Origin of the sequence: Streptomyces sp. NBC_01476 (assembly GCF_036227265.1) — a bacterium.
GTDB lineage: Bacteria > Actinomycetota > Actinomycetes > Streptomycetales > Streptomycetaceae > Actinacidiphila.
The window spans coordinates 1,070,172-1,095,488 of record NZ_CP109446.1 but is presented as its reverse complement, the minus strand read 5'-3'; the positions used below and the strand labels follow the sequence as shown (position 1 = coordinate 1,095,488).

20 protein-coding genes are annotated in these 25,317 nt (G+C 71.8%); 8 read left to right on the top strand and 12 right to left on the bottom strand.

Annotation, left to right across the window (positions count from 1 at the left end):
- Positions 1–70: 70 nt before the first annotated feature.
- The 9 genes from OG552_RS04835 to OG552_RS04795 all read right to left on the bottom strand — a co-directional run bounded on the left by OG552_RS04835 (position 71) and on the right by OG552_RS04795 (position 11,698).
- A complete protein-coding gene (locus OG552_RS04835) occupies positions 71–826 on the bottom strand; it encodes an SDR family NAD(P)-dependent oxidoreductase (RefSeq protein WP_329129887.1) in 756 nt (251 codons plus the stop codon).
- Positions 823–2,616, bottom strand: coding sequence for a hydantoinase B/oxoprolinase family protein (locus OG552_RS04830; protein WP_329129885.1), 1,794 nt, complete (start codon positions 2,614–2,616; stop codon positions 823–825). The genes OG552_RS04835 and OG552_RS04830 overlap by 4 nt, the downstream gene beginning before the upstream one ends.
- Complete coding sequence (locus OG552_RS04825) at positions 2,613–4,691, bottom strand: hydantoinase/oxoprolinase family protein (protein WP_329129883.1); 2,079 nt, start codon at positions 4,689–4,691, stop codon at positions 2,613–2,615. Before OG552_RS04825 ends, OG552_RS04830 begins: the two co-directional genes overlap by 4 nt.
- The gene (locus OG552_RS04820; RefSeq protein ID WP_329140536.1) at positions 4,691–5,671 is read right to left on the bottom strand and encodes an NAD(P)-dependent oxidoreductase; all 981 of its coding nucleotides are present in this window, start codon (positions 5,669–5,671) and stop codon (positions 4,691–4,693) included. The genes OG552_RS04825 and OG552_RS04820 overlap by 1 nt, the downstream gene beginning before the upstream one ends.
- Before the next feature lie 91 nt (positions 5,672–5,762).
- Complete coding sequence (locus OG552_RS04815) at positions 5,763–6,602, bottom strand: ABC transporter permease (RefSeq protein ID WP_329129881.1); 840 nt, start codon at positions 6,600–6,602, stop codon at positions 5,763–5,765.
- Positions 6,586–7,518 carry an ABC transporter ATP-binding protein gene (locus OG552_RS04810; RefSeq protein ID WP_329129880.1) on the bottom strand — a complete coding sequence of 311 codons (933 nt, stop codon included), beginning with the start codon at positions 7,516–7,518 and terminating at the stop codon, positions 6,586–6,588. The genes OG552_RS04815 and OG552_RS04810 overlap by 17 nt, the downstream gene beginning before the upstream one ends.
- A 96-nt stretch (positions 7,519–7,614) precedes the next feature.
- Positions 7,615–8,640 (bottom strand): ABC transporter substrate-binding protein, encoded by a 1,026-nt coding sequence (locus OG552_RS04805; RefSeq protein WP_329129878.1) that lies wholly within the window; start codon positions 8,638–8,640, stop codon positions 7,615–7,617.
- Between the two features lie 424 nt (positions 8,641–9,064).
- On the bottom strand, positions 9,065–10,423 hold the full coding sequence (locus tag OG552_RS04800) for a glycoside hydrolase family 3 N-terminal domain-containing protein (protein WP_329129876.1): 1,359 nt from the start codon (positions 10,421–10,423) through the stop codon (positions 9,065–9,067).
- A gap of 312 nt (positions 10,424–10,735) precedes the next feature.
- Positions 10,736–11,698 carry a zinc-binding dehydrogenase gene (locus OG552_RS04795; RefSeq protein ID WP_329129874.1) on the bottom strand — a complete coding sequence of 321 codons (963 nt, stop codon included), beginning with the start codon at positions 11,696–11,698 and terminating at the stop codon, positions 10,736–10,738.
- Positions 11,699–11,956: 258 nt separating this feature from the next.
- On the opposite strand from OG552_RS04795, the gene OG552_RS04790 reads away from it, so the two are divergent.
- Positions 11,957–12,481 (top strand): TetR/AcrR family transcriptional regulator, encoded by a 525-nt coding sequence (locus OG552_RS04790; RefSeq protein WP_443071140.1) that lies wholly within the window; start codon positions 11,957–11,959, stop codon positions 12,479–12,481.
- 162 nt (positions 12,482–12,643) lie between these two features.
- Here OG552_RS04790 and OG552_RS04785 read toward each other — a convergent pair whose 3' ends face one another.
- The 3 genes from OG552_RS04785 to OG552_RS04775 all read right to left on the bottom strand — a co-directional run bounded on the left by OG552_RS04785 (position 12,644) and on the right by OG552_RS04775 (position 15,190).
- Positions 12,644–13,873: an RNA polymerase sigma factor gene (locus tag OG552_RS04785; RefSeq protein ID WP_329129871.1), complete on the bottom strand. Its 1,230-nt coding sequence runs from the start codon at positions 13,871–13,873 to the stop codon at positions 12,644–12,646.
- A 77-nt stretch (positions 13,874–13,950) separates the two neighbouring features.
- A complete protein-coding gene (locus OG552_RS04780) occupies positions 13,951–14,280 on the bottom strand; it encodes a YciI family protein (RefSeq protein ID WP_329129869.1) in 330 nt (109 codons plus the stop codon).
- Positions 14,281–14,449: 169 nt separating this feature from the next.
- Positions 14,450–15,190, bottom strand: a complete 741-nt coding sequence (locus tag OG552_RS04775) for a YoaK family protein (RefSeq protein WP_329129867.1) — start codon at positions 15,188–15,190, stop codon at positions 14,450–14,452.
- Positions 15,191–15,354: 164 nt separating this feature from the next.
- On the opposite strand from OG552_RS04775, the gene OG552_RS04770 reads away from it, so the two are divergent.
- The 7 genes from OG552_RS04770 to OG552_RS04740 all read left to right on the top strand — a co-directional run bounded on the left by OG552_RS04770 (position 15,355) and on the right by OG552_RS04740 (position 25,228).
- A complete protein-coding gene (locus OG552_RS04770) occupies positions 15,355–16,908 on the top strand; it encodes an MFS transporter (protein ID WP_329129865.1) in 1,554 nt (517 codons plus the stop codon).
- A 173-nt stretch (positions 16,909–17,081) separates the two neighbouring features.
- The gene (locus OG552_RS04765; RefSeq protein ID WP_329129864.1) at positions 17,082–18,095 is read left to right on the top strand and encodes a LacI family DNA-binding transcriptional regulator; all 1,014 of its coding nucleotides are present in this window, start codon (positions 17,082–17,084) and stop codon (positions 18,093–18,095) included.
- Between the two features lie 107 nt (positions 18,096–18,202).
- Positions 18,203–19,453, top strand: coding sequence for a sugar ABC transporter substrate-binding protein (locus OG552_RS04760; protein WP_329129862.1), 1,251 nt, complete (start codon positions 18,203–18,205; stop codon positions 19,451–19,453).
- 10 nt (positions 19,454–19,463) lie between these two features.
- A complete protein-coding gene (locus tag OG552_RS04755) occupies positions 19,464–20,438 on the top strand; it encodes a carbohydrate ABC transporter permease (protein WP_329129860.1) in 975 nt (324 codons plus the stop codon).
- Positions 20,439–20,554: 116 nt separating this feature from the next.
- Positions 20,555–21,316 carry a carbohydrate ABC transporter permease gene (locus OG552_RS04750; RefSeq protein WP_329140534.1) on the top strand — a complete coding sequence of 254 codons (762 nt, stop codon included), beginning with the start codon at positions 20,555–20,557 and terminating at the stop codon, positions 21,314–21,316.
- Positions 21,276–23,399 carry a glycoside hydrolase family 31 protein gene (locus OG552_RS04745; RefSeq protein ID WP_443070866.1) on the top strand — a complete coding sequence of 708 codons (2,124 nt, stop codon included), beginning with the start codon at positions 21,276–21,278 and terminating at the stop codon, positions 23,397–23,399. Before OG552_RS04750 ends, OG552_RS04745 begins: the two co-directional genes overlap by 41 nt.
- Complete coding sequence (locus tag OG552_RS04740; protein WP_329129857.1) at positions 23,396–25,228, top strand: beta-xylosidase; 1,833 nt, start codon at positions 23,396–23,398, stop codon at positions 25,226–25,228. Before OG552_RS04745 ends, OG552_RS04740 begins: the two co-directional genes overlap by 4 nt.
- Positions 25,229–25,317: the final 89 nt, after the last annotated feature.

Genomic DNA, 25,317 nt, shown 5'->3' with positions numbered 1-25,317 from the left:
GCGGTGCGGAGGGCGGGGCGGGGGACAGAGCCGGGCGGACCCGGACGGAGCGGCGGGGTGCCGCGGCGGCTCAGTCCATGACCCCGTTGAGCACGCCGCCGTCCACCACCAGGTCGGTGGAGGTGATGAAGCCGGCGTCCTGGGAGGCGAGGAAGAAGACCGCGGCGGCGATGTCGTCGGGCCGGCCGCCGCGCCCCAGCATGTTGCCCTTGCGGGGCCGGTCGGGCGGCTCCTCGTCCCGGCCGACCGGGGAGCCCACCTTGTTGGGGGTGACCGAGTTGACCCGGATGCCGTGCGGCGCCAGTTGCGCGGCCATCGACCGGGTGACGTTGATGACCGCGGCCTTGGCGGCCGGGTAGGCCAGCGCGTTGGGCCGGGCCCGGTAGCCCGAGGTGGAGCCGATGTTGACCACCGCGCCGCCCCTGCCCTGCGCGACCATCTGCCGTCCCGCGTACTTGGTGACCAGGAAGACACTGGTGAGCGTCACCTTCAGCACCCGGTCCCACTCCTCCTCGGCCAGATCGAGTACGGTCGCGCCCCGGTCGGTGACCGCCACGTTGTTGACCAGGATGTCGATGCCGCCGAGGCGTTCCACCACCTCGGTCACCAGCCGCTCCACCGCGGCGCGTTCGGAGACGTCACAGACGAAGGCGGCCGCCGCGCCCGGCACTTCCTCCCCGATGGCCTTCACGGTGAGCCCGGCCCGCTCCCGGTCCAGGTCCACCACCGCGACCTTCGCGCCCTCCCGGGCCAGCCGCAGCGCGATGGCCGCGCCGACATTGCGTCCTGCCCCGGTGACCAGGGCCACCTTTCCGTCGAGCGTCATGCCGTCACCTCCGTCCTGCCCGCGGCGCCGGCCGCTCCGCCGTCCGCCCGTGCGCGCGACGCCGCCCGCAGCCGCGCGGTGGCCTCCTCGTCCAGTTCCGGCCGGCCGCCTGGCGCGGTGCCCGGGCGCAGCGCCACCCCGTAGTCGGCCGCCGCGCCCTCCGGCGAGACGTAACCCGCCCGGACGTCGGCGAGCACCAGCAGCGGATCGCGCTCCAGCGGGGAGCCGAAACCGCCGCCGCCGGGCGTCTCCAGCACGAAGCGGTCGCCCGGGGCCAGCGGCAGATCCGCGTAACGGGACGGCAGCACCCGCTCCCGGTCGGTGCCCGGGTTGACGGTCAGCCGGCCGATCCGGCCGTCCCCGCCGCCGTTTACCCCCAGCGGGGCGATCTTGTGCCGGGTGGAGCGCAGCGAGAACCGGGCCGGCTCCAGCACCTCGTACTCGCGCCGGATGCCCAGGCCCCCGCGCTGCCGCCCGGCGCCGGCCGAGTCCGGGATCAGCTCGCAGCGCACCACCCGGGTCGCGTACTCGCTCTCCACGATCTCGATCGGCGCGATCTTGCCGTTGGTGTGGTTCACCGAGGAGCCGGAGACCCCGTCGTGGTCGGGGCGCGCCCCGGTGCCGCCGCCGAAGAGCTCGTACTGGACGTAGGCGCGGGTGCCGGGCACATGGCCGCCGCTCATCACGAAGGACCGGCTGGCGCAGCCGTCCGCCCGGCCCCGGCCCGGCACCAGCCGGCTCATCGCGTCGAAGACCGCGTCCACCACCGCGTGCACAGTGGGGTTGTAGGTGTTCACCGCCGCCGGGAAGCGCGGGTCGACCACACTGCCGGGGCGGGTGATCAGCTCCAGGGAGTCCAGCAGCCCGGAGTTGACGTAGGTGTCGGTGCCGAGCAGCGAGATCACCACATAGGCGCAGGCGGCGCGGAGCAGCGGCGGCCTGATGTTCGCCGGACCGGCCGTCTGGTCGTCGCTGCCGGTGAAGTCGAAGGCGAGCCGGTCACCGCTCTTGCGCACCGTCACCGCGATCCGGAAGGAGCGCTCCAGGTCGATCCCGTCGTCGTCCACGAAGCGCTCCGCAGTGGCCACGCCGTCCGGCCAGCCGGCGAACGCGGCCCGCACCCGGGCCTGCGAGATGTGCAGCAACTCGCCGAAGTACTCCCGCAGTCCGGCCAGGCCGTGCTTGGCGGCGATCTCCCGCAGCCGGCGCTCACCGAGGCGCACCGCGCCGAGCTGGCCGCGCATGTCGCCGACCACCACCTCGGGCGTACGGCTGTTGGCGGCGACGATCCGCTCCAGCTCGCGGACCGTCCGGTAGCCGCGCTGGTAGCGGACGGCGGGCAGGTGCAGTCCCTCGTTGTAGATCTCGGTCGCCCGCGCCGAGCAACTGCCCGGCACCGGGCCGCCGATGTCGCCCTTGTGGGCCATGCTGGCGGCGAAGCCGAGCAGTTCACCGTCGGTGAAGACCGGGCAGATGATGAAGAAGTCCGGCGCGTGCGGGCTGGCGCCCTCGTAGGTGTGGTTGATCAGGTACGCGTCCCCTGGCCGCAGCCCTTCGCCGTACTCGGCCAGCACCGCGGCGGCGCAGGCCGGGAAGGCGCCGATGTGCAGCGGCAGGACGACATGCTGGGCGACGACCTTGCCGGCCGGGTCGAGCAGCGCGCACGAGGCGTCCTGGGACTCCCGGATGATGGTGGAGAAGCCGGTCCGGAAGAGGGCGAACTGCATCTCCTGCACCACCCCGGACAGCCGGGCGCGCAGCACCTGGAAGGTGATCGGGTCGGTACTCATCGCGGGTCCCCCTCAGGGGCGGCCGGGGCCAGGAACAAGTTGAGCCACTGGTCGACGGTGACCTGCTGGCCGGGCAGTACGACCACGGTGGTGTCCTCCTGATCGATGACGGCGGGGCCGGTGAACACCGTTCCCACGTCGAGGCGTTCACGGGCGTAGACCGGGCAGTCCAGCAGTTCGGCGCCGAAGCGCACCGGCCGCCGTTCCACCTCGGCGGCGGCCAGGGGCGTGCCGGCCGGCGCGTACTGCGGCAGCCGGACCGGCGGCACCAGGCCGCGGCCGGTGACCCGGTAGGAGACGATCTCGGCGGCCTCGCCCAGGGCGGCGTGCCCGAAGCGCTCCAGGTGCTCGTCGTCGAAGGCCTTGCGGACGATGTCGAGGTCGCCGGCGTCGAGCGCGTCCGCGGGGACCGGCACGGTCACCTCGTACCCCTGGCCCGCGTAGCGGATGTCGAGGGCGCGGTCGATCTCGATCGCCGCCGGGTCGAAGCCCTCGGCGCGCAGTTCGGCGGTGGCGGTCGCCGCCAGTTCGTCGAAGACCGCACGGACCCGGGCCGGCCGCAGCCCGGCCAGCGGATCGAGCCGGGAGCGTACGTGGTCGTGCTGCACGTCGGCCATCAGCAGTCCCAGCGCGGAGAACACACCGGGGTGCGCGGGCACGATGACGCCGGCCATGTGGAGTTCGGCGGCGAGCGCCGCGGCGTGCACAGGACCGGCGCCGCCGAACGCGACCAGGACGAAGTCCCGCAGGTCGTAGCCGTGCATGGTGGAGATGCCCTTGATCGCCTCCTGCATCTGGGTGTTGACCACGTCGACGATGCCGCGGGCGGCGTCCTGCGGGTCGAGCCCGAGCGGGCGTGCGACATGCTCGCGCAGCGCGGCCAGCGCGGCGCCGGTGTCCAGTGCGAGCGAACCGCCGAGCCGGGACCGCTCGCTGAAGTAGCCGAGGGCGAGATTGGCGTCGGTGACGGTGGGCCGCGTCCCGCCGCCGCCGTAACAGGCCGGCCCGGGCACAGAACCGGCGCTGTCCGGGCCGACCTTGAGCACCCCCTGGGCGTCGACGGAGGCGAGTGTGCCGCCGCCGGCCGAGACGGTGTCGATCTCCAGCGCGGTCAGGCCGACCTGCCGCCCGCCGATAAGACCGCCGTGACCGAGCCGCGGCCGGCCGCCCTCGATCAGCGCCACATCGCAGGACGTGCCGCCCATGTCGAAGGTGATCACCTTGTCGATGCCGTACATCGCGCTGATCCGCGCGCCCGCCGTCACCCCGCCGGCCGGCCCGGACAGCAGCGTCGCGGCGGCCTTCTCGGCGGCCTTGCCGAAGGTGGCGGTGCCGCCGTTGGACTGCATCACATACGCCTGTCCCGTGGTGACACCCAGGCCGTGCAGCCGTTCGCGCAGACTGGTCAGATAACGCTGCACGATCGGCTGCAGATACGCGTTGACCACAGTGGTGCTCAGCCGGGTGTACTCGCGGATCTGCGGCAGCACCTCGGAGCTCAACGACACGTAGCAGCCGGGCAGTTCCTCGCGGACCAGCTCCAGCACCCGCCGCTCGTGCGCCGGATGGAGGTAGGAGAAGAGCAGGCAGACGGCGATCGACTCGATCTGCCGGCCGCGCAGCCCGCGCAGGGTCGCGCGCAGCGCGTCCTCGTCCAGCGGCAGCAGCACCTCACCGCGGTGGCCGACCCGCTCACGGACCTCGCCGGTCCGGAACTCCGGGGCCAGCAGCGCGGGTTTGTCGTAGGCCAGGTCGAACAGGGCGGGGCCGTGCGGCCGGGACTGCTCCATGATCTCGTAGATGCCGCGGAAGCCCTCGGTGACCAGCAGCCCGGTGCGGGCCCCCTTCTCCTCCAGCAGGGCGTTGGTGCCGACCGTGGTGCCGTGGCAGAAGGACGACACGGTGCGGCCGGCCGCCTCGTCCAGGAAGCGCCGAACACCGGCGATCACCGCGACCGACGGATCGGCGGGCGAGGAGAGGATCTTGGCGATGGAGACCTCGCCGCTGCTCTCGTCGAGCAGTACGAAGTCGGTGAAGGTGCCGCCGGTGTCGACGGCTATCCGGTGGGCCCCCATCAGCGCACCGCCTGCCGCCCCGGCCCGGCGTCCGTCCCCTGCCCGGGTCCTGGCTCCGGCCCGGCGTCCGTCCCGTGCCCGGGTCCTGGCTCCGGCTCGGCGTACAGGGCGGCGATGTCGGCGACGGTGATGTGCTCCATCGCCTCCCGTACGGTCGTCGCCACCGGGAGTTCCTGGCCGGCCGACGCGGCCATCAGCATCGCGTTGGCGAGGTCCTTGCGGTGCCAGGTCAGCCGCATCAGCTCCATCTCGGCGATGGTGCGGCTCGCCGCCGGGCCGTCCAGCAGGGCGGCGCGCAGCTTGGTGGGGGAGACCCCGAGCGCCCGGCCCAGTCGCAGCGCCTCCACGATCGCCGACAACTGGCCCCAGTGGCAGAGGTTGTTGACCGTCTTGCCGACCTGCCCCGAGCCCAGCCCGCCGAGGTGGTGGACGGTCTTGGTCCAGGGCGCGAGTTCCGGGCGGATGCTGTCCAGGATCAACTCGTCGCCGCCGACCAGCAGGTTGATCTCGCCGGCTTCGGCGGCCCTGACCCCGCCGGTGAGCGCCGCGTCCAGCACCTCCACACCGGCCGGCGCCGCCTGGCGCGCTACCAGGGCGCAGGTGTCCGGGGTGACCGAGGAGCAGATCAGCACCACCGAGCCGGGCGCGGCGGCGGAGAGCACGCCGGTCTCGGGGGAGCAGACGTCGATCACGTCCTGGTCGGAGGGGACCATCAGCACGATCACCTCGCTCGCGGCGGCCAGTTCCGCGATCGACCCCTTCGGCCGTACCCCCTGGGCGGCCACCCGGTCCATCACCTCCCGGTCCTCGTCGTAGCAGTACGTGTCCAGGCCCGCCTTGGCGAGGAATGCGGCGGCGGGACGGCCCATGGCGCCGAGTCCGATCAGGCCGACCGGCTTCCGTCCGGCCGGCTGCCCGGTCGGGCCGGGGCGTTCCGAATGCGACATCGTTCCTTCTTTCGCTTTTCTGGACCAGAACAGGGAGGACGCACGGGCGGCGTGGCACGGGATTTCCTGAACCGGATGCGCCGGCCGCCGTATTGCCGTACGGGGCGTACGGGGCGTACGGAATTCAGGAGCGCTGCCAGCGCAGCAGCCGGCGTTCCAGCAGGGTGACCAGACCGACGCCGATCATCACCAGCGCCATCAGCAGCACGATTCCGGCATAGACACCGGGGGAGTCGAAGAGGTCGGTCGAATTGCGCACGTAATAACCGAGGCCGCTGTTGGCCGCGACGAACTCACCGACCACCACGCCGATCATCGCGAAGGAGACGCCCGCCTTGAGACCGGCCAGGATCGGCACGGTCAGCTGCGGCAGAATCAGCCGCCGGATCAGCAGGTAGCGGCTCGCGCCCATGATCTGCATGGTGGCGAGCAGCCCCCGGGGAATCGTGTTCATCCCCATGTAGGCGTTGTAGAACATCACGAAGAAGACGGTCATCGCGGCGATGGCGACCTTTGAGCCCAGGCCGATGCCGAACCAGAGCAGGAACAGCGGCGCCAGGGCGATCTTCGGGACGCTGTTGATGGCGGCGAGCAGCGGTTCCAGTACTGCGGCGGCTGTCTTCCAGGTGCCCAGCACCACGCCGACGAACAGGCCGCCGACCACCCCGATCGAGTAGCCGAGCAGCAACTCCTCGGTGGTGATGCCCAGATCGCCCCAGACCTTGCCGGAGGAGAAGAGGTCGTAGAGCCGCCGCACCACGTCACCGGGGTCGCTGATCATGTACTTCGGGATCAGGGTGCCGCTGGCCAGCTGCCAGGCGACCAGCACCACCACCACGATGCCCAGCCGGCCGAGGTACACCCCCGCCCCGCCGCGTATCCGCAACCGCCGGGCTCTGCGGCCCAGTTCGACGTCGGCGCCCTCCGCCGCCGAGGCCCTCGGCTGCTCACTCACCACCGCCATGACCGGCTCCCTTCCGTGCGTGCCTGCTGTCGCGGTCGGCGGACGCGGCATACTTCCCGCCGTCCTCCGCCTTGTCGATCTCGGTGTGGAAGTAGTGCCACAGCTCCTGGTGGAGTTCGCCGAACTCCGGTGTCCCGGCGATCTCGTAGACATTGCGCGGCCTGGCCAGCGGGATGTCGACGACCGCCTTGACGGTGCCGGGCCTGCGGGTCATCACCACGACCTTGTCGGACAGCGTGATGGCCTCGTTGAGGTCGTGGGTGACGAAGATGACGCTCTTGCGCTTGGTGGACCACAGGTCGAGCAGCACCTCCTGGAGCACCGAGCGGGTGATCGCGTCGACCGCGGCGAACGGCTCGTCCAGCAGCACCACACCGGGGTCGTAGCAGAGCGTGCGGGCGATCGAGCAGCGCTTCTGCATGCCGCCGGAGAGCTGGTGCGGATAGGAGTCGGCGAAGCCGCCGAGCCCGACCAGCTCCAGCCACTCGTCACTGAGGCGGTGCCGCTCGGCCTTGGCGTATCCCTTGATCTCCAGGGCGAGTTCGATGTTCTGCCGGGCGGTCATCCAGGGGAAGAGATGGGAGTCCTGGGAGACGTAGCCGATACGGGTGTTGACGTCGGTGACCTGCCGGTCCTGGACGAAGACCTGGCCTGAGGTGGGCCGGATCAGTCCTGCGGCCATGTTGAGCAGCGTGCTCTTGCCGCAGCCGCTCGGGCCGACGATGGAGCAGAACTCCGTGTCGGCGATGGTCAGATCCACGTCGTGCAGTGCGGTGAACGGTGAGCCGGTGGCCGGCGCGAAGTGCTGCCCCACCGCGGTGAAGCGGATGGCCGGCCGGGGCCCGGCGGCGTCCGCCGCGGCGCCGGCTCCGGTGTCCGTGTCGTCCCTGGTGGCAGAGGCTGCCGTCGAATCCATGGTCGGTGCTGTCCTCTCGCTCGGTCGGCGGGCCCCGGTCCGCCCGCCGGGAACGCCGGCCGGCGCGGCCGTCCCCGGCGGCGTCCGCTGCCGTCGCTACGGCTTCTGGGCGGCGGCCCTGTCGATGTACTGATTCGTCCACAACGTGCCTTCGGAGACGTCCACATCGCCGCCGAGCTGGCCGGTGTCCTTGGTGACGGCCAGCGCGTCGTTCCACATCGCCTGGGTGAACTGCCCGTCCGGTGACCACTGCACGTTCTTCAGCGCCTTGAGCAGATCGTCCTGGCTGTAGCTGGGGAAGTGCTCGGTCTCCAGCGCGAGCACCGCCCGCGGATCGGTGCGCATCAGGTTCTCCGCCCGGGCCATGGCAGTGGCGACCGCCTTCGTCGCCTGCGTGTTCCTCTGGGCATAGGACGGTGTGGTGACCAGCAGGTCGTAGGCCATGTTCTTCCACTCCGGGACCTCGGAACCGCCGGCGAGGATCTCGGCGCCGGCTTTCCTGGCGATGTAGTACGAGGCCGGGGGCGAGCCGACGAAGATCTGCAGCGTGCCGTGCTGGAGCGCGGCGGCGCCCGCCGCGTCCGAGCCGACGGTCACGTACTTCACCGATGAGGTGGGCACACCCGACTGGGTGAGCAGCAGCTTCAGGAACTGCGTACCGGTGGAGGAGATCGCCGCGTCCTGCGCGCCCCTGAGCCCCTGGATGCGCTGCTTGAGCGGCTGTTGCGCGGTGATGCCCTTCTTGGCCATCCAGTCCTTCGAGACCACGAACTGGATCGAGGCGCCGTAGTCCAGCGAGGCCACGGCCTGCAGCTGGACGCCCTGACTCGTGGCCAGCAGAAGGGCGTTGGAGGAGAGCGTGGCGAGCTGGATGCTGCCGCCCTGCAGGGCGGCGTTGGTCTGGCTGCTGCCCTGCAGCAGCACCGTCTTGACGTTGACGCCCGCGTCCTTGAAGTAGCCCTTGGCGATGGCCACATCGACGGCGCTGAAGCCGACCGTGTCGACCGCTTTTCCGATGGTGACGGTGGGTGCTCCGCCGCCGGCCCCTGACGTCGATCCGCATCCGGCGACCAGGGCCCCGGTCAGCAGGACCGATCCGGCGATCGCGGTAACCGCTGTCATACGGCGGCGGGTTGGCCCGAAGCCGTGCGCTGAGCTGCTCGGTGGTCGTGACATTCGTCGATACCGTCCGTTTCTGAGCCGGCCTCGTCGCAGGCTCGGGACATGCCCGTGTCGAAGGTCATTCGGAGATCAAGGGAGCGGAGATAACGCGGCGCGATGGCCTTTCGGCCATGCGGAGCGGCGTTGCTGACGCTGTGCCGGCGGCGCCGGGTACGGATTCCCTCGGCGGGGCGGCTGAACTTCGGCCAGGATGGATTGAGGGTCATACCATTGTCAATGGTTACGCCCGGATTGCATTTTGATGGCGGGAGATCGATCACATGCCGCGGCCCGACCGGAGCGGATCCGGTCGGGCCGTGCCCGTAAACCACGAACAGCGCACGTGGCCGGGGTGCTTTGGCTGACATGGTTCAGCCGGAACGGTTTATCCGCACGTCAGCAGACCCGCGTTGCGCTTCGCGGTGAGAACCCGGTGCACGCTGTCGTTCACCGCCGTGCGGAAGGCGGTATTGGTCGCCATCCGGCTGATCACCGCACTCGTCATCGGCACGATGTCGGCCGGGGTGACGGTGAGCACCATGGTGCCGCCGGCCGCGAGGAAGTCCACCGCCCGCTGCGCCGGGGTGTGGTCGCTGACCGCCACCGCCTTGCCCAGGTCGTCGGAGATGATCGCGCCCTTGAAACCGAGCGTGTCGCGCAGCAGACGCATCACCGCGGGCGAGAAGGCCGCCTGGTGAGCCGCGTCGATCCGGCTGTACTTCGCCGACGAGACCATCACGAACGGCACTCCGGCCTGAATCGCGCTGCGGAACGGCTGGAGAAAGGGATCGGTGCGGGTGGTGGTGCCGTCGACCACGTCGGCGCTGAGGTCGGTGTTGCCGGTCACCCGGCCGAGGCCCGGGAAGTGCTTGACGGTCGGCACCACCCCGGCCTGCAGCATGCCGTTCAGGAAGGCCGTGCTGTGGGTGGCCACCGTCGAGGGGTTGGTGCCGAACTCGCGGTCCAGCCTGCCGATCGGCGCGTTGACGTTCACCAGGTCGGGCGGCACCGTGTCGCCGACCGGTGCCAGGTTCATATTGACCCCGGCGGCCTTGAGCTGCCGTCCCCACTGGGCCGCGCTGCTTTTCAGCCGGGACGCCGACCACTGACCTTGCGTCACCGCGCTCGGGATCGCGCTGAAGCCCGGGCCGTTCAGCACCTGGACCTGGCCGCCCTCCTGGTCGGTGGAGACCAGCATCCGTACCCGCGCGCCCTTCACCGTGGGCGCCAGCGTCTGCACCCGGTCGGTGACCGGCTTGACCACCGAGGTCCCGCCCGAGGTGTGCGTGATCAGGATGACAGAACCGACCCGCCCCCGGCTGATCGCGGTCACCTCGGCGCTCGTCATTCCGGTGCTGGTCACGGCCGTCATGAACAGCTGCCCGACCTGCTGCGCCCGCGACATCGCGCTCACGGCCCGGTCCACGCAGCTCGCCGGTTGGGTGCTGCCGGACTGCCTGGTGGTCGGCGCCGGCGGTACGGCGGTGGCGCTGCGCGACGGTGACGGTGAACTCGCGGTGGGGCTGCCGGTGGTGGACGCCGGGGTCGAGGGCGTCAGGGAGGAGGTGGACGGCGCCGACGTCGCGGGGGTGTCGTCGCCCCCGTTGCCACAGGCCGCCACGGTGACCAGCATGCCGAGGGCCAGCGCGGAGAGCGCCGGCCGGCGGACCGGGCGTCTGCGCCGCCCCGGCCGGGATGCGAGGGCCGCCGGAACGGTCGGCGCGCTGCGGGCGGTGGTCGGCACACGGGGGACGTTCGGCTGGCGCACTGCGGAACCTCGCACCTCATCGGTCGTTCGGAACAGGGCCGGGCAACAGGGTCCTGCCCCCACTCCCTGCCCCCTGGGACAGCGGTTGTCCCAAGAGGCAGGAGAAAACCCTCGTCAGGGGGCCAAGGATGCCCCGAGCGGTCCTGTCCCGCATCTCCGAAACCCGCTTCGCGCGGTCCGCCACCGCTCCGTGCGGTCCGCCACCGCTCCGTGCGGTCCGCCACCGCTTCGCGCGGTCCGCCACCGGCCCGCGCGGTCCGCCACCGCTCCGTGCGGTCCGCCACCGCCCTACGGTGTCAGCACGATCCGGCCGAACACCTCGCCGGCGTCCATCTTCCGGTGCGCCGACACGGCCTGCTCCAGCGGCAGCACCTCGTGCACCACCGTGCGCAGCTCGCCGCGGCCGGCGGCGGCGAACTGCTCCGTCCGCACGGCATGCCGGCCGGCTCCGCTCACGGTGGCGGCACTGAAGGTGGCGAAAGACAGCGACTTCTGGAACGCCGCCATCATCGTCATGCCGAAGTCGGCCGGCGGTTGGCCGCCGACCGCGCCGACGGCCACCATGCGGCCGTTCGGGTTGAGCCGGGCGAAGAAGGACGGCATGTCCGCACCGGCCACGACGTCCACGATGACGTCGTAGCCCGCGGGGGAGTCCCCGCCCGGCGCGCCGGCCCGGTCCAGCACGTGGGTCGCGCCGAGTTCGCGCAGGCGGCCGCCCCGCTCGGCCGAGGACGTCGTGACCGCCACCGCGGCGGCGCCGCCACGGGCCGCGAGCTGGACGGTCATGATCCCGATGCTGCCGGCCGCCCCGCGCACCAGCACGGCCTCGCCGGGAGCGAAGTGCGCGTGCGCGAGAGCGAAGTGGGCCACCACCCCTGAGCTGCCGAGCGTCACCGCGCCGACGGCGGACAGGTGCGCGGGGAGGGGGAGGACCTCCTCGACCGGGGCGACCGCCTGTTCGACGTAGCCGCCGCCCACGCCGGTGGCCGCCCACACGCGCCGGCCGATCCACGACGGATCGACGCCGCGGCCGGCCGCGGTCACGGTGCCGGCCACCTCGCCACCGGGGATGAGGCCCTCCTGGAAGCCGTAGGCGGCCAGCGCACCGCTGCGGATGACGGTGTCGACGCCGCCGACGCCGATCGCCTCGGTGGCGATCAGGACCTGTCCCTCGGCGGGTGCCGGGGCGGGGAGGTCGATGACCGCCAGACCTTCGGGAGGTCCGAACCGCTGAATCGTGACTGCCTTCACTGGCGTTTCTCCATGTTCCGGGATCGATACGTTGCGGGTCTGACAGGTCTGACGGGTCTGACAGGTCCGAGAGGGTCTGCGGGACCGGCCTGGCGCCGGCCGGTGGGCCGCGACGTACGCCGGTGGCCGGGGTGCGGATCCGGGGGACCGCACGGCCGTACTCCGGGAAGCGCGGTGCCCCCACGCGGTCGGACGTTAACGGACGCCCCCGTCCGTTTGGCTAAAGTGAGAGCGGTGACCGACCGTTTGAACGTGCCGATGCGGGAGATCGCCCGGCGCGCCGGGGTCGGCCCGGCCACGTTGTACCGCCGGTTCCCGACCAAGGAGACGCTGGCCACCGAGGCATTCAGGGACCAGCTGGGCGCGTGCCGCGCCATCGTCGACGAGGGGCTGGCCGACCGGGATGCGTGGCACGGCTTCTGCCTGGTGATCGAGAAGATCTGCGAGCTGCACGCACGCGACCGGGGCTTCACCGGGGCCTTCATGTCGTCCTTCCCCCGCGCGATGGATTTCGCCGCGAGCCGCACCTACACGCTGGACGCGGTCGCCGAACTCGGCCGCCGCGCCAAGGCGGCCGGCCGGCTGCGCCCGGACTTCGTCCTGGACGACCTGATCCTGGTCCTCATGGCCAACAGCGGCATCCAGGCGACGTCACCTGCCGCGCGGATCGCCGCCTCCCGCCGCTTCGCCGCCCTCGCGATCCAGGCGCTCCGGACTTCCCCCGAGCACGCCCCGCTGCCGCCGGCGGCACGGCTGCTGCCCGCGGTACGCGCGGACGAGTGAGCCCACCACCGCGAGCCGGGCGAGGACAAGGACCCACCGGCCCGCTCCCACCGTGGCGGCCCCGCGCTCCTGGCCTGGCACGCCCGCCGCGTGTCCGGGCGGGCCGAGGGGCCGGTCCGTGTCCGGCGTGGCCCGCCTGCTCCGCGGGCGGCCGGTGACCTTCTAGCCGCCGGTCTCCGCCAGTCGGCGGGCCAGGAAGCGCCGTTCCGCCTCGGTCGGGGCCAGGCGCAGTGCCTCCCGGTAGGCGGCGGCAGCCTGTTGGCGCTCGCCGAGCCGGCGCAGCAGGTCCGCGCGGGTGGCCGGCAGCAGGTGGTAGCCCGCCAACCGCCCCGCTGCCGCGAGGGATTCCACCAGCTCCAGGCCCTTGCGCGGCCCCTCGGCCATGGCCACCGCGACCGCCCGGTTCAGCTCCACCACCGGGCTCGGCGCCATCCGCGCCAACTCCCCGTAGAGCAGGGCGATCTGCGGCCAGTCGGTGGCCTGCGCGGTCTCCGCCCCCGCGTGACACGCGGCAATCGCGGCCTGCACCTGGTACGGCCCCGGCTGCCGTACGGCCAGCGCCTCGTCCAGTACGGCGGTGCCTTCCGCGATCCGTTCCCGGTCCCACCGGCCGCGGTCCTGCTCCTCCAGCGGCACCAGATCACCGGCCGCGTCGGTCCGGGCGGCGCCGCGCGCGTCGTGCAGCAGCATCAGCGCGAGCAGCCCGGCCGCCTCCGGCTCCTGCGGCAGCAGCCGTGCCAGCAGCCGGCTCAGCCGGATCGCCTCCGCGGTGATCCGCCGCTGGTCGGGGCCGGCGGCACCGGGGGCGTACCCGGCGTTGAAGAGCAGGTAGAGCACGGCGAGTACGGCCGAGGTGCGCTCCGGCAGCAGTTCGCGGGGCGGTACCCGGAACGGGATGCCCGCGTGCCGGATCTTGTTCTTGGCGCGGGTCAGCCGCTGCGCCATGGTCGGTTCCGGCACCAGGAACGCCCGCGCGATCTCTGCGGTGCTCAGCCCGGTGAGCGTGCGCAGGGTCAGCGCGACCTGCGCGGCCGGCGGCAGCGCGGGGTGGCAGCAGGTGAAGATCAGCCGCAGCCGGTCGTCCGGCACGGCCCCGTCGGCCGGCACCGGCGCCGGCCCGGGCGCCAGCCGGGCCGCCTCGCGCAGCTTGGCCGTCTCGTTGGCCCGCCGGCGCAGTACGTCCAGCGCGCGGTGCCTGGCCGTCGTGGTCAGCCACGCCCCCGGCCGTCCCGGCACCCCGTCCCGCGGCCACCGCTCCAGTGCCCGCTCGAACGCGTCCTGCGCGCACTCCTCGGCGAGATCCCAGTCCCCGGTCTGCCGGATCACCGCGGCCACCACACGTCCCCACTCCTCCCCCCAGGCGTCGGCGACGGCTTCCTTCACCCGGTCCACGAGACTCCTCTCCTCCGGGCGGCGGCCGGCGGCCGGTACCCCGTTCCGTACCCCGGCCGCCGTGCCCCGGTGCGCGGTCAGTCCGTCCAGAACGGGCGGATCTCGATCATTCCGTAGCGCGCGACCGGGTGCTTCGAGGCGATCTCGATCGCCTCGTCGAGGTCGGCGCAGTCGATGATGTCGAAGCCGGCCATCTGCTCCTTGGTCTCGGCGTACGGGCCGTCGGTGACGAGCTGGGCGCCGTCCCTGACCCGGACCGTGGTGGCGTCGGCGGCCGGACGCGTGCGGTTGCCGGTCAGCCGGACCCCGCGCCCGTCCATCTCCTCGACCCACGGCCCGGCGTCCAGCTCCTGCTCGGTCGCGTCGTAGCCCTCGCCCTCACTGCAGATCAGCAACAGGTACTTCATGGCGGTACTCCCTGGTGTGCGGTGTGGTGCGGTCCGCTGCGTGCGGTGTGCGGACCACTGCGTACGGTGCGGTGCGGCGCCGTGGGTGTCCGGCACCGCCACCTGTTCCTACGACGACCGGGAACCGCCCGGATCGACATCCGCGCCGGCATCCGCCGCGGAGAAATCCTCACTGCGTCCAGGCGAGCGTCGAACGGCGGTGCGGCAGCAGGCCCGCGACCACCAGCGTCAGCGCCACCCAGGCGAAGAGCAGCGGCAGATCGGCGTGGCCGTGCCCGATCAGCGCCGCCCCGGCCAGCGCCCCCAGGAACATCGCCAGCGCCGACAGCAGCCGCCGGCCCGCCTTGCTCGACGTGCCTCCCGCCAGCCGCGCGTCCGAGGCGATGCCGGTGACCGTCATCGTGAGCACGGTGGTGGTCAGATCGGGTACCGCCAATCGGCGGACCACCGCGTTCTGCAGGCCCATCGCCAGCCCGAGCACCACGATCAGCGCCCAGCGGTCGCCGCCGCCGGCCGGCAGGCCGACCCAAAGGCCGATCAGCCACGCGGCCAGCACCAGCACCACCTGGAGCCCGGTGCCCGCCAGCAGGAGCTTCCCGCGGTGCGTGGTCACCCGGTGGATCAGCAGCCCGCCGCCCGCCGCCCCGACCGCGAAGGACACCAGCGACAGCACCGACGCCAGCACCGAGAAGCCGCTCGCCCCGGCCAGCGAGAAGGCCATGAAGACGACGTTTCCCGTCATGTTCGCCACGAAGACATGACCCAGCGCCAGATAACTGAAGGCGTCGACCAGCCCGGTGACCACGGTCAGTCCGAGCATCAGCGGTGGCAACGGCCCGTGCCGCCCGCCGAGATCGGGGACCAGCGTGTCGTGGGCCTCCTGGAGTGTCGTCCGAAATGCGATCTGCACGGTGTCTTCCTTCCGGGATGCGTACCGCCCACCGTTCGGGACAAACGTACGGCCGGGGAACGGCGGGCTGCTCCACCATGGTGGCGGCCCTCCTCCCCTAGAAGCGGCCGCCGCGCGAGGGCGGACGGCCGGTGTGAGACTGACCGGCAAGGAGGTGATCTTCCATGGCCCAGACGTCCGCACCGCAACCGGCGTCCGCCGGCCCGGTACTCGGCACCATCACCACGGGCGTTCCGGCCCGGCTCGACCGCCTGCCATGGTCGCGCTGGCACTGGATGATCGTGATCGGACTCGGGACGGTCTGGATTCTGGACGGTCTTGAGGTGACGACGGTCGGCAACATCGCCGGGCGCCTGTCAGAACCCGGCAGCGGTCTGAGCGTCACCTCGGCGCAGATCACCGGCATCGCCGCCGCCCTCTACGTAGCAGGCGCCTGCTCCGGTGCCCTCTTCTTCGGCTGGCTCACCGACCGGTTCGGCCGGAAGAAGCTCTTCATGATCACCCTCGCGGTGTATCTCACCGCGACCGCGCTGACCGCGGTCTCCTTCGCGCCCTGGTGGTTCTTCACCTTCCGCTTCCTGACCGGTTTCGGTATCGGCGGTGAGTACGCGGCCATCAACTCGGCGATCGACGAGCTGATCCCGTCCAAGTACCGCGGCCGGGTGGACCTGATCATCAACGGCAGTTACTGGCTCGGCGCGGTCGGCGGCTCGCTGCTGTCGATCGTCGCGCTGAACACCTCGATCTTCCCGGAGAACGTCGGCTGGCGGCTCACCTTCGCGCTCGGCGTGGTGCTCGGCCTGGTGATCCTGCTGGTCCGCCGGCATGTGCCGGAGAGTCCGCGCTGGCAGTTCATCCACGGCTACGGCGACGAGGCGGACCGTCTGGTCACCGAGGTGGAGAAGGAGGTGGAGCGGGAGAAGGGCGGGAAGCTGCCGTCCCCCGCGGGGACGATCACCATCCACCAGCGGGCCGGCATCGGCTTCGGGATCATCGCCAGGACCGTCTTCACCAAGTACACCCGGCGCTCGGTGCTGGGTCTGTCGCTCTTCATCGGTCAGGCGTTCCTCTACAACGCCATCACCTTCGGTTTCGGCGCCATCCTCACCACCTTCTTCGACGTCGGCACCGGCAGCACCGGCTACTACTTCGCGGTCATCGCGGCCGGCAACTTCCTCGGCCCGCTGCTGCTCGGCCGGCTCTTCGACACCGTCGGCCGGCGGGTGATGATCTCCTCCACCTATCTGATCTCCGGCGCCCTGCTCTTTGTCACCGCCTGGCTCTTCGACCGCGGTTCGCTCGACGCCACCTCGCTCACCGCCTGCTGGTGCGTGGTGCTCTTCTTCGCGTCGGCCGGCGCCAGCAGCGCCTACCTCACCGTCTCGGAGATCTTCCCGATGGAGACCCGGGCGATGGCCATCGCCTTCTTCTACGCGATCGGTACGGCGGCCGGCGGCATCACCGGCCCGCTGGTCTTCGCCGACCTCACCAAGTCGGGGAAGGTCGGCGACACCGTGCTGGCGTTCTGCATCGGCGCGTCCCTGATGTGCGCGGCCGGCCTGGTCGCGGCGTTCCTCGCGGTGAAGGCGGAGGGGCGCTCGCTTGAGGACATCGCCACCCCGCTCTCGTCGGCGGAGCAGGCGGACCCGGCGGACCCGGCGGACCCCGCAGGCCCCGCAGGCCCGGCCGAGCCGACCGAGCAGGCCGGCCGGCGCTGACCTTCCGCACTCCTCGCACACCGACTGGACCCGCCGGAACGGCGGGTCCAGAACCTTCTGCGCGATCTCTTGTAGCGGCCCTGGGGCGGTGCTAAGTTCACGGCCATTCGCCCCAGTCGAATCAGTTCGACACTCGGGGCGGACCGGTACGGCACGACAGGAGACACCCACCGATGACGGTGACGATCGCGGACGTGGCCCGGCACGCGGGCGTCTCCCGCAGCACGGTCAGCTATGTGCTCAGCGGCAACCGGACCATCTCCGCGGAGACCATCAAGCGGGTCGAACGCAGCATCGCCGTACTGGGGTTCCGGCCGCACGCCGGCGCCAGGTCCATCCGCACCCGCCGCACCGGGGTGATCGCGATGGCGCTGCCGATGGTCTACGGCCCGCACAACCAGGTGCAGATGCCGTACGTCTGGGCGGCCCTGACGGCGGCTCAGGAGAGCGGCCTGAAGGTCCTGATGCTCACCGACGACGACGGCGAGGCGGCGATCAGGGACGCGGTGGCCAGCGCCCTGGTCGACGGGGTGATGCTGATGGAGGTGCAGCGCAGCGACCCGCGCATCCCGCTGCTCACCCGTCTGAAGTGCCCCGCGGTCGTGGTCGGCACCCCTGACGACCCGCACGGACTGCCGCGGGTGGACTTCGACTTCGCGCTCGCCGCCCGGGCCTGCGCGGAGCACCTCGACGAGGCCGGCCACACGGCGGTCGGCTACCTCGGGCAGGCGCCGGAAGCCTTCGGACGGGACGTGGCGTACGCGATCCACGCCCGCGAGACGGTCACCGACGCGCTGGCCGCGCGCGGGCAGTCCAGTGTCTGGGCGGCCTGCGACACCGCGCCCGGCGGAGTGGTCCGCGCCCTGGACGACCTGCTGGCCCGGCAGCCCGACCTGACCGCCCTGATCGTCTACAACGAGCGGGCGCTGCCCCTGGTGATGGACCGCCTGGCCGGGCTCGGTCTGCGGGTCCCCGGCGACATCTCGGTGATCGCGATCTGTCCCGACGACGAGGCCGAGCGGTGCGATCCGCCGCTGACCTCGGTCTCGCTGCCCGCCGAGGAGCTGGCGCGGGCGGCCGTACGCAGTCTGGCCCGCCGGATCGAGGGGGAGGAGCTGCCCGCCGAGTCGCTGCTGGCACCCACCCTCAAGATCCGCGCGAGCACCGGTCCGGCCGGCCGCGGTTAGGCCACCCCGCCCCCCTCTGCCCCGAACCACCCACCACCCGCCGCCCGTTCGGCCCCCGCACTTCCGACGCACTGTCGAATCGATTCGAAAGGCACGTCATGAGCCGCATGCCCTCCCGTCGTTCCCGTCCATCGCACCCGATCGCCAGACCCGGCACGGCGGCCGTGCTCGCCGCCGCGGGCGCCCTGCTGCTGGCCGCCTGCGGCACCGGCAGCGGCGGCTCCGGCGGTGACGCCGGCAGCCTGACCGAGATGGACTACTACGACGCGGCCCCGCAGAACACCCAGCTGCCCGCGATCCTCGACGAGTGCGCCACCCAGGTGGGGGTGAAGATCAAGCACCAGCAGGTGCCGCGCGACCAGTTCCTGCCCAAGCTGCTCCAGCAGGCATCCGCCCGCTCGCTGCCCGACCTGGCCCTGATCGACAACCCCGATCTGCAGCAACTCGCCGCCACCGGCGGCCTGGTGTCGCTCTCCAAGGCGGGCCTGACCACCAGCGGCCTCTACCCGTCGATCGTCGCGGCCGGGCAGTACCAGGGCCAGACCTACGGCATAGCGCCCGGCGTCAACGGACTCGCCCTCTACTACAACAAGGACGCGTTCACCCAGGCCGGCCTGCAACCGCCCGCCACCTGGCAGGAGTTGAAGACCGACGCCAAGAAGCTCACGCAAAGCCCCCGCTACGGCCTGGCGTTCAGCGCGGTCGGCAACGAGGAGGGCACCTTCCAGTTCGAACCGTTCTTCTGGACCGCGGGCGCGGACCTCAAGCAGCTGGACTCCCCGCAGGCCGTGCAGGCGCTCAGCCTGTGGAAGGACCTGGTCGGCTCGGGCGCCGCGTCCAAGTCGGTGGTCACCTGGACCCAGGCCGACGTCAACGACCAGTTCCTGGCGGGCAACGCGGCGATGATGGTCAACGGCCCCTGGCAGCTGCCGACCCTCAACGCCAAGAAGGACCTCCACTTCGGGGTGGTGCCGATCCCGGTTCCGGCCGCGTCGGCGAAACCGGTCACCCCGCTCGGCGGCGAGGTGTGGACCGTCGGGCACAGCAACGCCGCCCGCGAGGCGAACGCCGTCAAGGTGGTCAAGTGCCTGCTCGGACACGACGAGAGCGCCACGTGGGCCAAGGACGCCGGCTACATCCCGAGCAACCAGCAGGCGGCCGCCCAACTCGCCACCAGCGACCCGCAGATGGCCGCTTTCGTCCAGGAGGTCGCCACCGCCAGGGCGCGGACCACCGAACTGGGCACCGCCTACCCCAAGGTCAGCCAGGCGCTCGCGGACGCGATCCAGTCGGCGCTGGCCGGGGGCAAGGACCCCAAGGCGGCACTGTCGCAGGCCCAGTCCGCGGCGAAGAACTAGGGACGGCCCGATGTCCACCACCGCGGCCCGGGCCGCACTGCGCCCGGCCGGCCGGACCGACGGCTCCCCGCAGGCCGGACCGACGGGCAACCACCGCCGGCACAGGGCCCGCTGGGCGGCCGTCGCCTTCGTGGTGCCCGCCTGGCTGTACGTCGCCGGCTTCTATCTCTACCCGCTGGCCGGCAGCATCCGGATGGGCTTCCAGAACTACACGGTCTCCTCCTTCTACACCGGAGTGGCGCCCTACGTCGGCTGGGCCAACTACACGGCCGTCCTGCACGACAGCCACTTCGGCCGCACCGTCCTCAACACCGCGCTGTTCACCGCCGGTTCGCTGGTCTTCCAGTTCGCCATCGGTCTGGCGCTCGCGGTCTTCTTCAACCGCCGGTTCCCGCTGGGCGGGCCGCTGCGCTCCCTGCTGCTGGTGCCGTGGCTGCTGCCGCTGGTGGTCTCCGGCACCGCCTGGCGGTGGATCCTCGACACCGACTCCGGCGTGCTCAACCACGTCCTGCTGCAGCTTCACCTGGCCAGTCACCCGATCCCCTGGCTGGCCAGCACCCATGACTCACTGATCGCCGTGACCCTGGTCAACATCTGGGTCGGCATCCCGTTCAACATGGTGATCCTCTACGGCGGCCTGCAGGCGATCCCCGGCGAGCTGTACGAGGCCGCGGCACTCGACGGCGCGAACGCCTGGCACCGGTTCCGGCACATCACGCTGCCGCTGCTGCGCCCGGTCACCGCGGTGGTGCTCACCCTCGGGCTGATCTACACGATCAAGGTCTTCGATGTGATCATGATCCTCACCCAGGGCGGCCCGGCCGGCTCCTCGCAGACGCTGACCACCTTCGCCTACAACCTCTCCTTCCAGCAGCTGCTCTTCGGCCGCGGAGCCGCGGTGGGCAATCTGCTGATCCTGGTGGCGGTGGTGTTCGCGGCGGTCTACCTGCGCAGCACCCGTGAGCAGCGGCAGGCCGGACGGTGAGCGCCACCGCCGGCCGCCGGTCCCGTACCGCAGGCGCCGGCGCCCGCCGCGGGAAACGTGCCCGCACGGCGCGCGGCCCGGTCAACACCGTCATCGGCGTACTGATCCTCGCGGTGATGCTCTTCCCGCTGTACTGGATGCTCAACGCCTCACTGCTGCCCTCCACCGACCTGGTGAAGAGCTCGCCGACCTGGATCCCGCTGCACGGCACCCTCCAGGGATACCGCAACGCCTTCTCCAGCCAGGGCGGCCATCTGCTGGTCAGCCTCGGCGTGTCCGCGGGCACCGTCGTCCTGGTGCTGCTGATCGCCGTCCCCGCCGCGTACGGGATGGCCCAACTGCGCGCGCCCGGCGGGCGATCGCTCACCTTCGCCTTCCTCATCGCGCAGATGATCCCCGGGGTGGTGATGGCCAACTCCTTCTACACCGCGGCCAACACCCTGCACCTGCTGAACTCCCCCCTGGCGCTGATCCTCGCCGACTCCACGCTCTGCGTGCCCTTCGCCGCGCTCATCCTGCAGACCGCCATGCGCCAGGTGCCCGCCGAACTGAGCGAGGCCGCGGTGCTGGACGGGGCGGGGCGGATCAGGACGCTGCTGTCGGTGATCCTGCCGGTCACCCGGAACGCGGTGATCACCGCCGGCCTGTTCTCCTTCCTCTTCACCTGGGCCGACTTCCTCTTCGCGGTCACCTTGACCACCGACGACGACCGGGCGCCGGTCACCGTCGGCATCTACCGCTTCATCGGCGCCCACCTGAGCGACTGGAACAGCGTGATGGCCACCGGAATCATCGCGTCCCTGCCCGCCGCCGTCCTGCTGGTCGTCGCCCAGCGCTATGTCGCGGCCGGTGTCACCAGTGGCGCCGTCAAGGACTGACCCGGCGCCTTCGCCGTACACACCGCACCTGTCGCACGAACTCGCCGCACGCCCCTTCACCACCCGAGGAGACCCTTTGCCGTCCGCGTTCACCCGCACCCCCGACCGACTCAGGTGGCGCCAGGGCCACCACGTGCTGGAGATCGAGCCCTGGGGCCCGGACAGTGTCCGGATCCGGGCCGGTGTGCACCGCGTCGTCGACGGGCTGCCGGGCGCACTCCAGGCCCGGCCACCGGCCGCGCCGTGCACCGTCGAGGTCCACGCCACGCACGCCACCCTCACCAACGGCCTGCTGCGCATCACCGTCGCCGCCGACGACGGCCTGGTCAGCGCGGAACGCACCGACACCGGCGAGGAGTTGCTGCGCGAGGAGCCACCGCACTTCTGGTGGCCCGGCGCCCGCCACTTCGAGGCGGCCGGCGGCGACACGTACCGGATCGAGCAGCGCTTCGCCGCCTACGACGACGAGCGGGTGCACGGCCTCGGCCAGCACGGCCACGGCCGCTTCGACCAGAAGGGCACCGTCCAGGAACTCCAGCAGCGCAACGGCGAGGTGACCATCCCGTTCGCGGTCTCCAGCCGCGGCTACGGCTTCCTGTGGAACAACCCCGCCGTCGGGCGGGTGGAGTTCGCCGCCAACGGCACCCGCTGGGTCGCCGACCGGACCCGGCAGCTCGACTACTGGCTGACCGCGGGACGCACGCCCGCCGAGATCCTGGCCCACTACGCCGACGCCACCGGCCACGCCCCCGCCTTCCCGCGCTGGGCCTCCGGTCTCTGGCAGAGCAAGCTGCGCTACCGCGACCAGGCCGAACTCCTCGACGTGGCCCGGGAGTACGCCCGCCGCGGCCTGCCGCTCTCGGTGATCGTGGTGGACTACCTGCACTGGCGCAGCCTCGGTGACTGGGACTTCGACCGCCGGCACTGGCCGGACCCGCGCGCCATGGTGGAGGAACTGCGTACGCTCGGCGTCGAACTGGCCGTCTCGGTGTGGCCGTCGGTCAGCCCGCTGTCCGCGGCGTACGGCGAACTGCGGGACGCCGGGCAGTTGGTGGCCACGTACAACGGCGCCACCGTGCACGCCGACTGGCCGGACACCGACGAAGCCCCCGAAGGCATCGGCGTGGCCTTCTACGACGCCACCGACCCCGCCGCCCGCGCTGCCCTCTGGGACCGGCTCCAGGAGCACTACTACAAGCTCGGCATCCGCGCCTTCTGGCTGGACGCCTGCGAACCGGAGATGCGCCCGGGGCATCCGCACAATCTCAGCTATGCGGCCGGCCCCGGCTCCGAGGTCGCCAACCTCTACCCGCGCGAGCACGCCCGCGGCGTGTACGAACACCTCACCGAGCAGGGCGAGACCGAGGTGCTCTCCCTGGTCAGATCCGCCTGGGCCGGCTCCCAGCGGTACGGCGTCGCCCTGTGGTCGGGCGACATACCGGCGACCTTCGAGGCGCTGGCCGACTCCGTCCGGGCCGGGCTCAACGTGGCGATGAGCGGCATCCCGTGGTGGACCACCGACATCGGCGGCTTCCACGGCGGTGACCCGGACGACGAGGACTACCGCGAACTCATGGTCCGCTGGTTCCAGTTCGCCGTCTTCTGCCCGCTGCTGCGGCTGCACGGCCACCGCGAACCGCGGGTCTTCCAGGGACCGGTCGGCGTGGGCGGCGGCCCCAACGAGATCTGGTCGTACGGCGAGCGGGCGCAGGCGGCCATGACCGCGGGCCTGGCACTGCGCGAACGCCTCCGGCCGTACCTGCACGAGCAGTTGGAGGCGGGCCGGACCAGCGGGCTGCCGCTGATCCGGCCGCTGCTGCTGGAGTTCCCCGACGATGCCACCGGCTGGGACATCGACGACCAGTTCCTGTGCGGGCACGACCTGCTGGTGGCGCCCGTGATCCACCCCGGTGCGCGGGAGCGCCGGGTCTATCTGCCGGCCGGCGCCGACTGGACCCACCACGGCACCGGCGCCGTCCACCACGGCGGTCAATGGGTCACCGTCCCGGCCCCACTGGACGCCGTTCCCTTCTTCGTACGGGCGCAGGCCGATCCCTTCATCTCCTTCAGGGAGGAACGATGAACCCCCCACTCCGATCCCGTTTCCGGCCCGGCAGGCGCGGTAAGGCACGAGCCTCGCTGGCTGCCGCACTGGCCGTCGCGGCGGCAGCCGCGACGCTGGCGGCCACCGGGCTCAGCGCGTCGCCGGCCGCGGCCGCGAACACCACCGTCAGCGTCGACCTCGGCAACCAGGGCGCGGCTCCCACCGCCGTCGGCTCCGGTTTCCTCTACGGCCTCAGCCAGGACGGCTCGGCCCCTGCCGACAGTCTGCTGCAGCCGTTGAAGCCCGGCCTCTTCCGCGGCGGCGGCGCCCGGATCGACGGCGGGGGCTGGCTCGGCGACGGCTACCGCGCCGGCGACGGCTACCGGGTGCGGATCAACTCCGCGCTCTCGCAGGCCCGCCGGGTCACCGCGGCGCCCTACCACGCCACCTACCACCTGCTGGTCTCCGACGTCTGGGGCGCCGACACCACCCAGCCGGCCAACACCGTCTATCCCTGCGACAACGGCGACTGCTCCAACTGGAAGGCGTTCGTGGACCAGTTGGTCTCCGACGTGCAGGCGTCCGGTGTCCCCGTCTCGTACGACATCTGGAACGAGCCCGACGGCACCGGGTTCTGGCAGCGCGGCGTCAACAGCGAGCAGTACTACCAGATGTGGGACACCGCGGTCCGCGAGATCCGGCGCCTCGTGCCGTCCGCCCCGGTCGTCGGCCCGTCCTACAGCGGCTACAACCACGGGTGGCTCGACGGCTTCCTCGGCCGTACCAAGAGCGACAACACGCTGCCGAACGTCGTCAACTGGCACTTCGGCAACGACCCGGCAGCCGACGCCGCCGACGCCCGCGGTCTGCTCTCCGCGCACGGCGTCAGCGGATTGCCGCTCACCATCAACGAGTACCTGTTCTCGCAGCAGCAGAACTCCGCCTCCACCGCCTGGTTCCTCGACCGGCTCGCGGTGGCCGGCGTCAGCGGCGCCGCCCACGCGATCTGGTCCGACTGCTGCGGCGCCGGCACCCTCGACTCACTGCTGGTGAACGGCGCGCCCACCGGGCAGTGGTACGTCTACCAGGCGTACGCCCAGCTCAGCGGCCATCTGCTGGGCAGCACCACCAACGGCGGCACCGCGGTGGCCGCCGCGCTGGACAGCGGCGCCCACCAGGTCCGGGCGCTGATCGGCAACAACTCGGGCCAGGGCGGCACCGCGACGGTCGACTTCCAGAACCTGCCGGCCGCATCCTGGCTGCTCGGCAACGGCAAGGTGCACGCGAAGATCCAGCGGATCCCCGACGCCAATCCGCTCAGCGGCGGGCCGGTCACCGTCTTCGACAGCGATCTGACCCCCGACGGCAGCACCCTGCATGTGCCGGTCCAGGTCACCGGCGGCGCCGACGCCTACACCGTCACCCTCACCCCGGGCAACGGCTCCACCGGACCGGTCAACCAGACCGTGACCGTGGACGGCACCGCCACCGGCGCCGGCGATCCGGACCACTTCCAGTACGGCGCCGGCTGGGGAGTGACCAACGGCGTCTCCGACATGTACCAGCAGACCGCCAACTGGTCCTTCACCGCGGGCGCCCAGGCGAGCTTCCACTTCACCGGGACCAAGGTGGTGCTCTACGCGGTGCGCGACGTGGACCAGGGCATCATGACGCTCTCGCTGGACGGCGGCGCCCCGGTGGACGTCGACGGCTACGCGCCGGTCCGCAACGCCTCGGGCGCGGTGTGGACCAGCCCGCAGCTCGCGGCCGGCAGTCACACGCTGACCATCACCAACAGCGGCCGGAAGAACGGCGCCAGCAGCGGCAACAACATCGCCATCGACCGCGCGGACGTCACGACCTCCTGACGGCGCGGGCGGGACGCACGACGGCCGCGGTCCGGGAAAGGGGTCCGGACCGCGGCCGCCGGATGCGAACAGCCGGGTTCGATCAGGGG

Bases quoted from the DNA above. Each gene is read 5' to 3' on its own strand.
- OG552_RS04835 (WP_329129887.1), bottom strand. From the start codon at position 826: ATGACGCTCGACGGAAAGGTGGCCCTGGTCACCGGGGCAGGACGCAAT.
- OG552_RS04830 (WP_329129885.1), bottom strand. From the start codon at position 2,616: ATGAGTACCGACCCGATCACCTTCCAGGTGCTGCGCGCCCGGCTGTCC.
- OG552_RS04825 (WP_329129883.1), bottom strand. From the start codon at position 4,691: ATGGGGGCCCACCGGATAGCCGTCGACACCGGCGGCACCTTCACCGAC.
- OG552_RS04815 (WP_329129881.1), bottom strand. From the start codon at position 6,602: ATGGCGGTGGTGAGTGAGCAGCCGAGGGCCTCGGCGGCGGAGGGCGCC.
- OG552_RS04810 (WP_329129880.1), bottom strand. From the start codon at position 7,518: ATGGATTCGACGGCAGCCTCTGCCACCAGGGACGACACGGACACCGGA.
- OG552_RS04805 (WP_329129878.1), bottom strand. From the start codon at position 8,640: ATGACAGCGGTTACCGCGATCGCCGGATCGGTCCTGCTGACCGGGGCC.
- OG552_RS04790 (WP_443071140.1), top strand. From the start codon at position 11,957: ATGCGGGAGATCGCCCGGCGCGCCGGGGTCGGCCCGGCCACGTTGTAC.
- OG552_RS04780 (WP_329129869.1), bottom strand. From the start codon at position 14,280: ATGAAGTACCTGTTGCTGATCTGCAGTGAGGGCGAGGGCTACGACGCG.
- OG552_RS04770 (WP_329129865.1), top strand. From the start codon at position 15,355: ATGGCCCAGACGTCCGCACCGCAACCGGCGTCCGCCGGCCCGGTACTC.
- OG552_RS04765 (WP_329129864.1), top strand. From the start codon at position 17,082: ATGACGGTGACGATCGCGGACGTGGCCCGGCACGCGGGCGTCTCCCGC.
- OG552_RS04760 (WP_329129862.1), top strand. From the start codon at position 18,203: ATGCCCTCCCGTCGTTCCCGTCCATCGCACCCGATCGCCAGACCCGGC.
- OG552_RS04755 (WP_329129860.1), top strand. From the start codon at position 19,464: ATGTCCACCACCGCGGCCCGGGCCGCACTGCGCCCGGCCGGCCGGACC.
- OG552_RS04750 (WP_329140534.1), top strand. From the start codon at position 20,555: ATGCTCTTCCCGCTGTACTGGATGCTCAACGCCTCACTGCTGCCCTCC.
- OG552_RS04745 (WP_443070866.1), top strand. From the start codon at position 21,276: ATGTCGCGGCCGGTGTCACCAGTGGCGCCGTCAAGGACTGACCCGGCG.
- OG552_RS04740 (WP_329129857.1), top strand. From the start codon at position 23,396: ATGAACCCCCCACTCCGATCCCGTTTCCGGCCCGGCAGGCGCGGTAAG.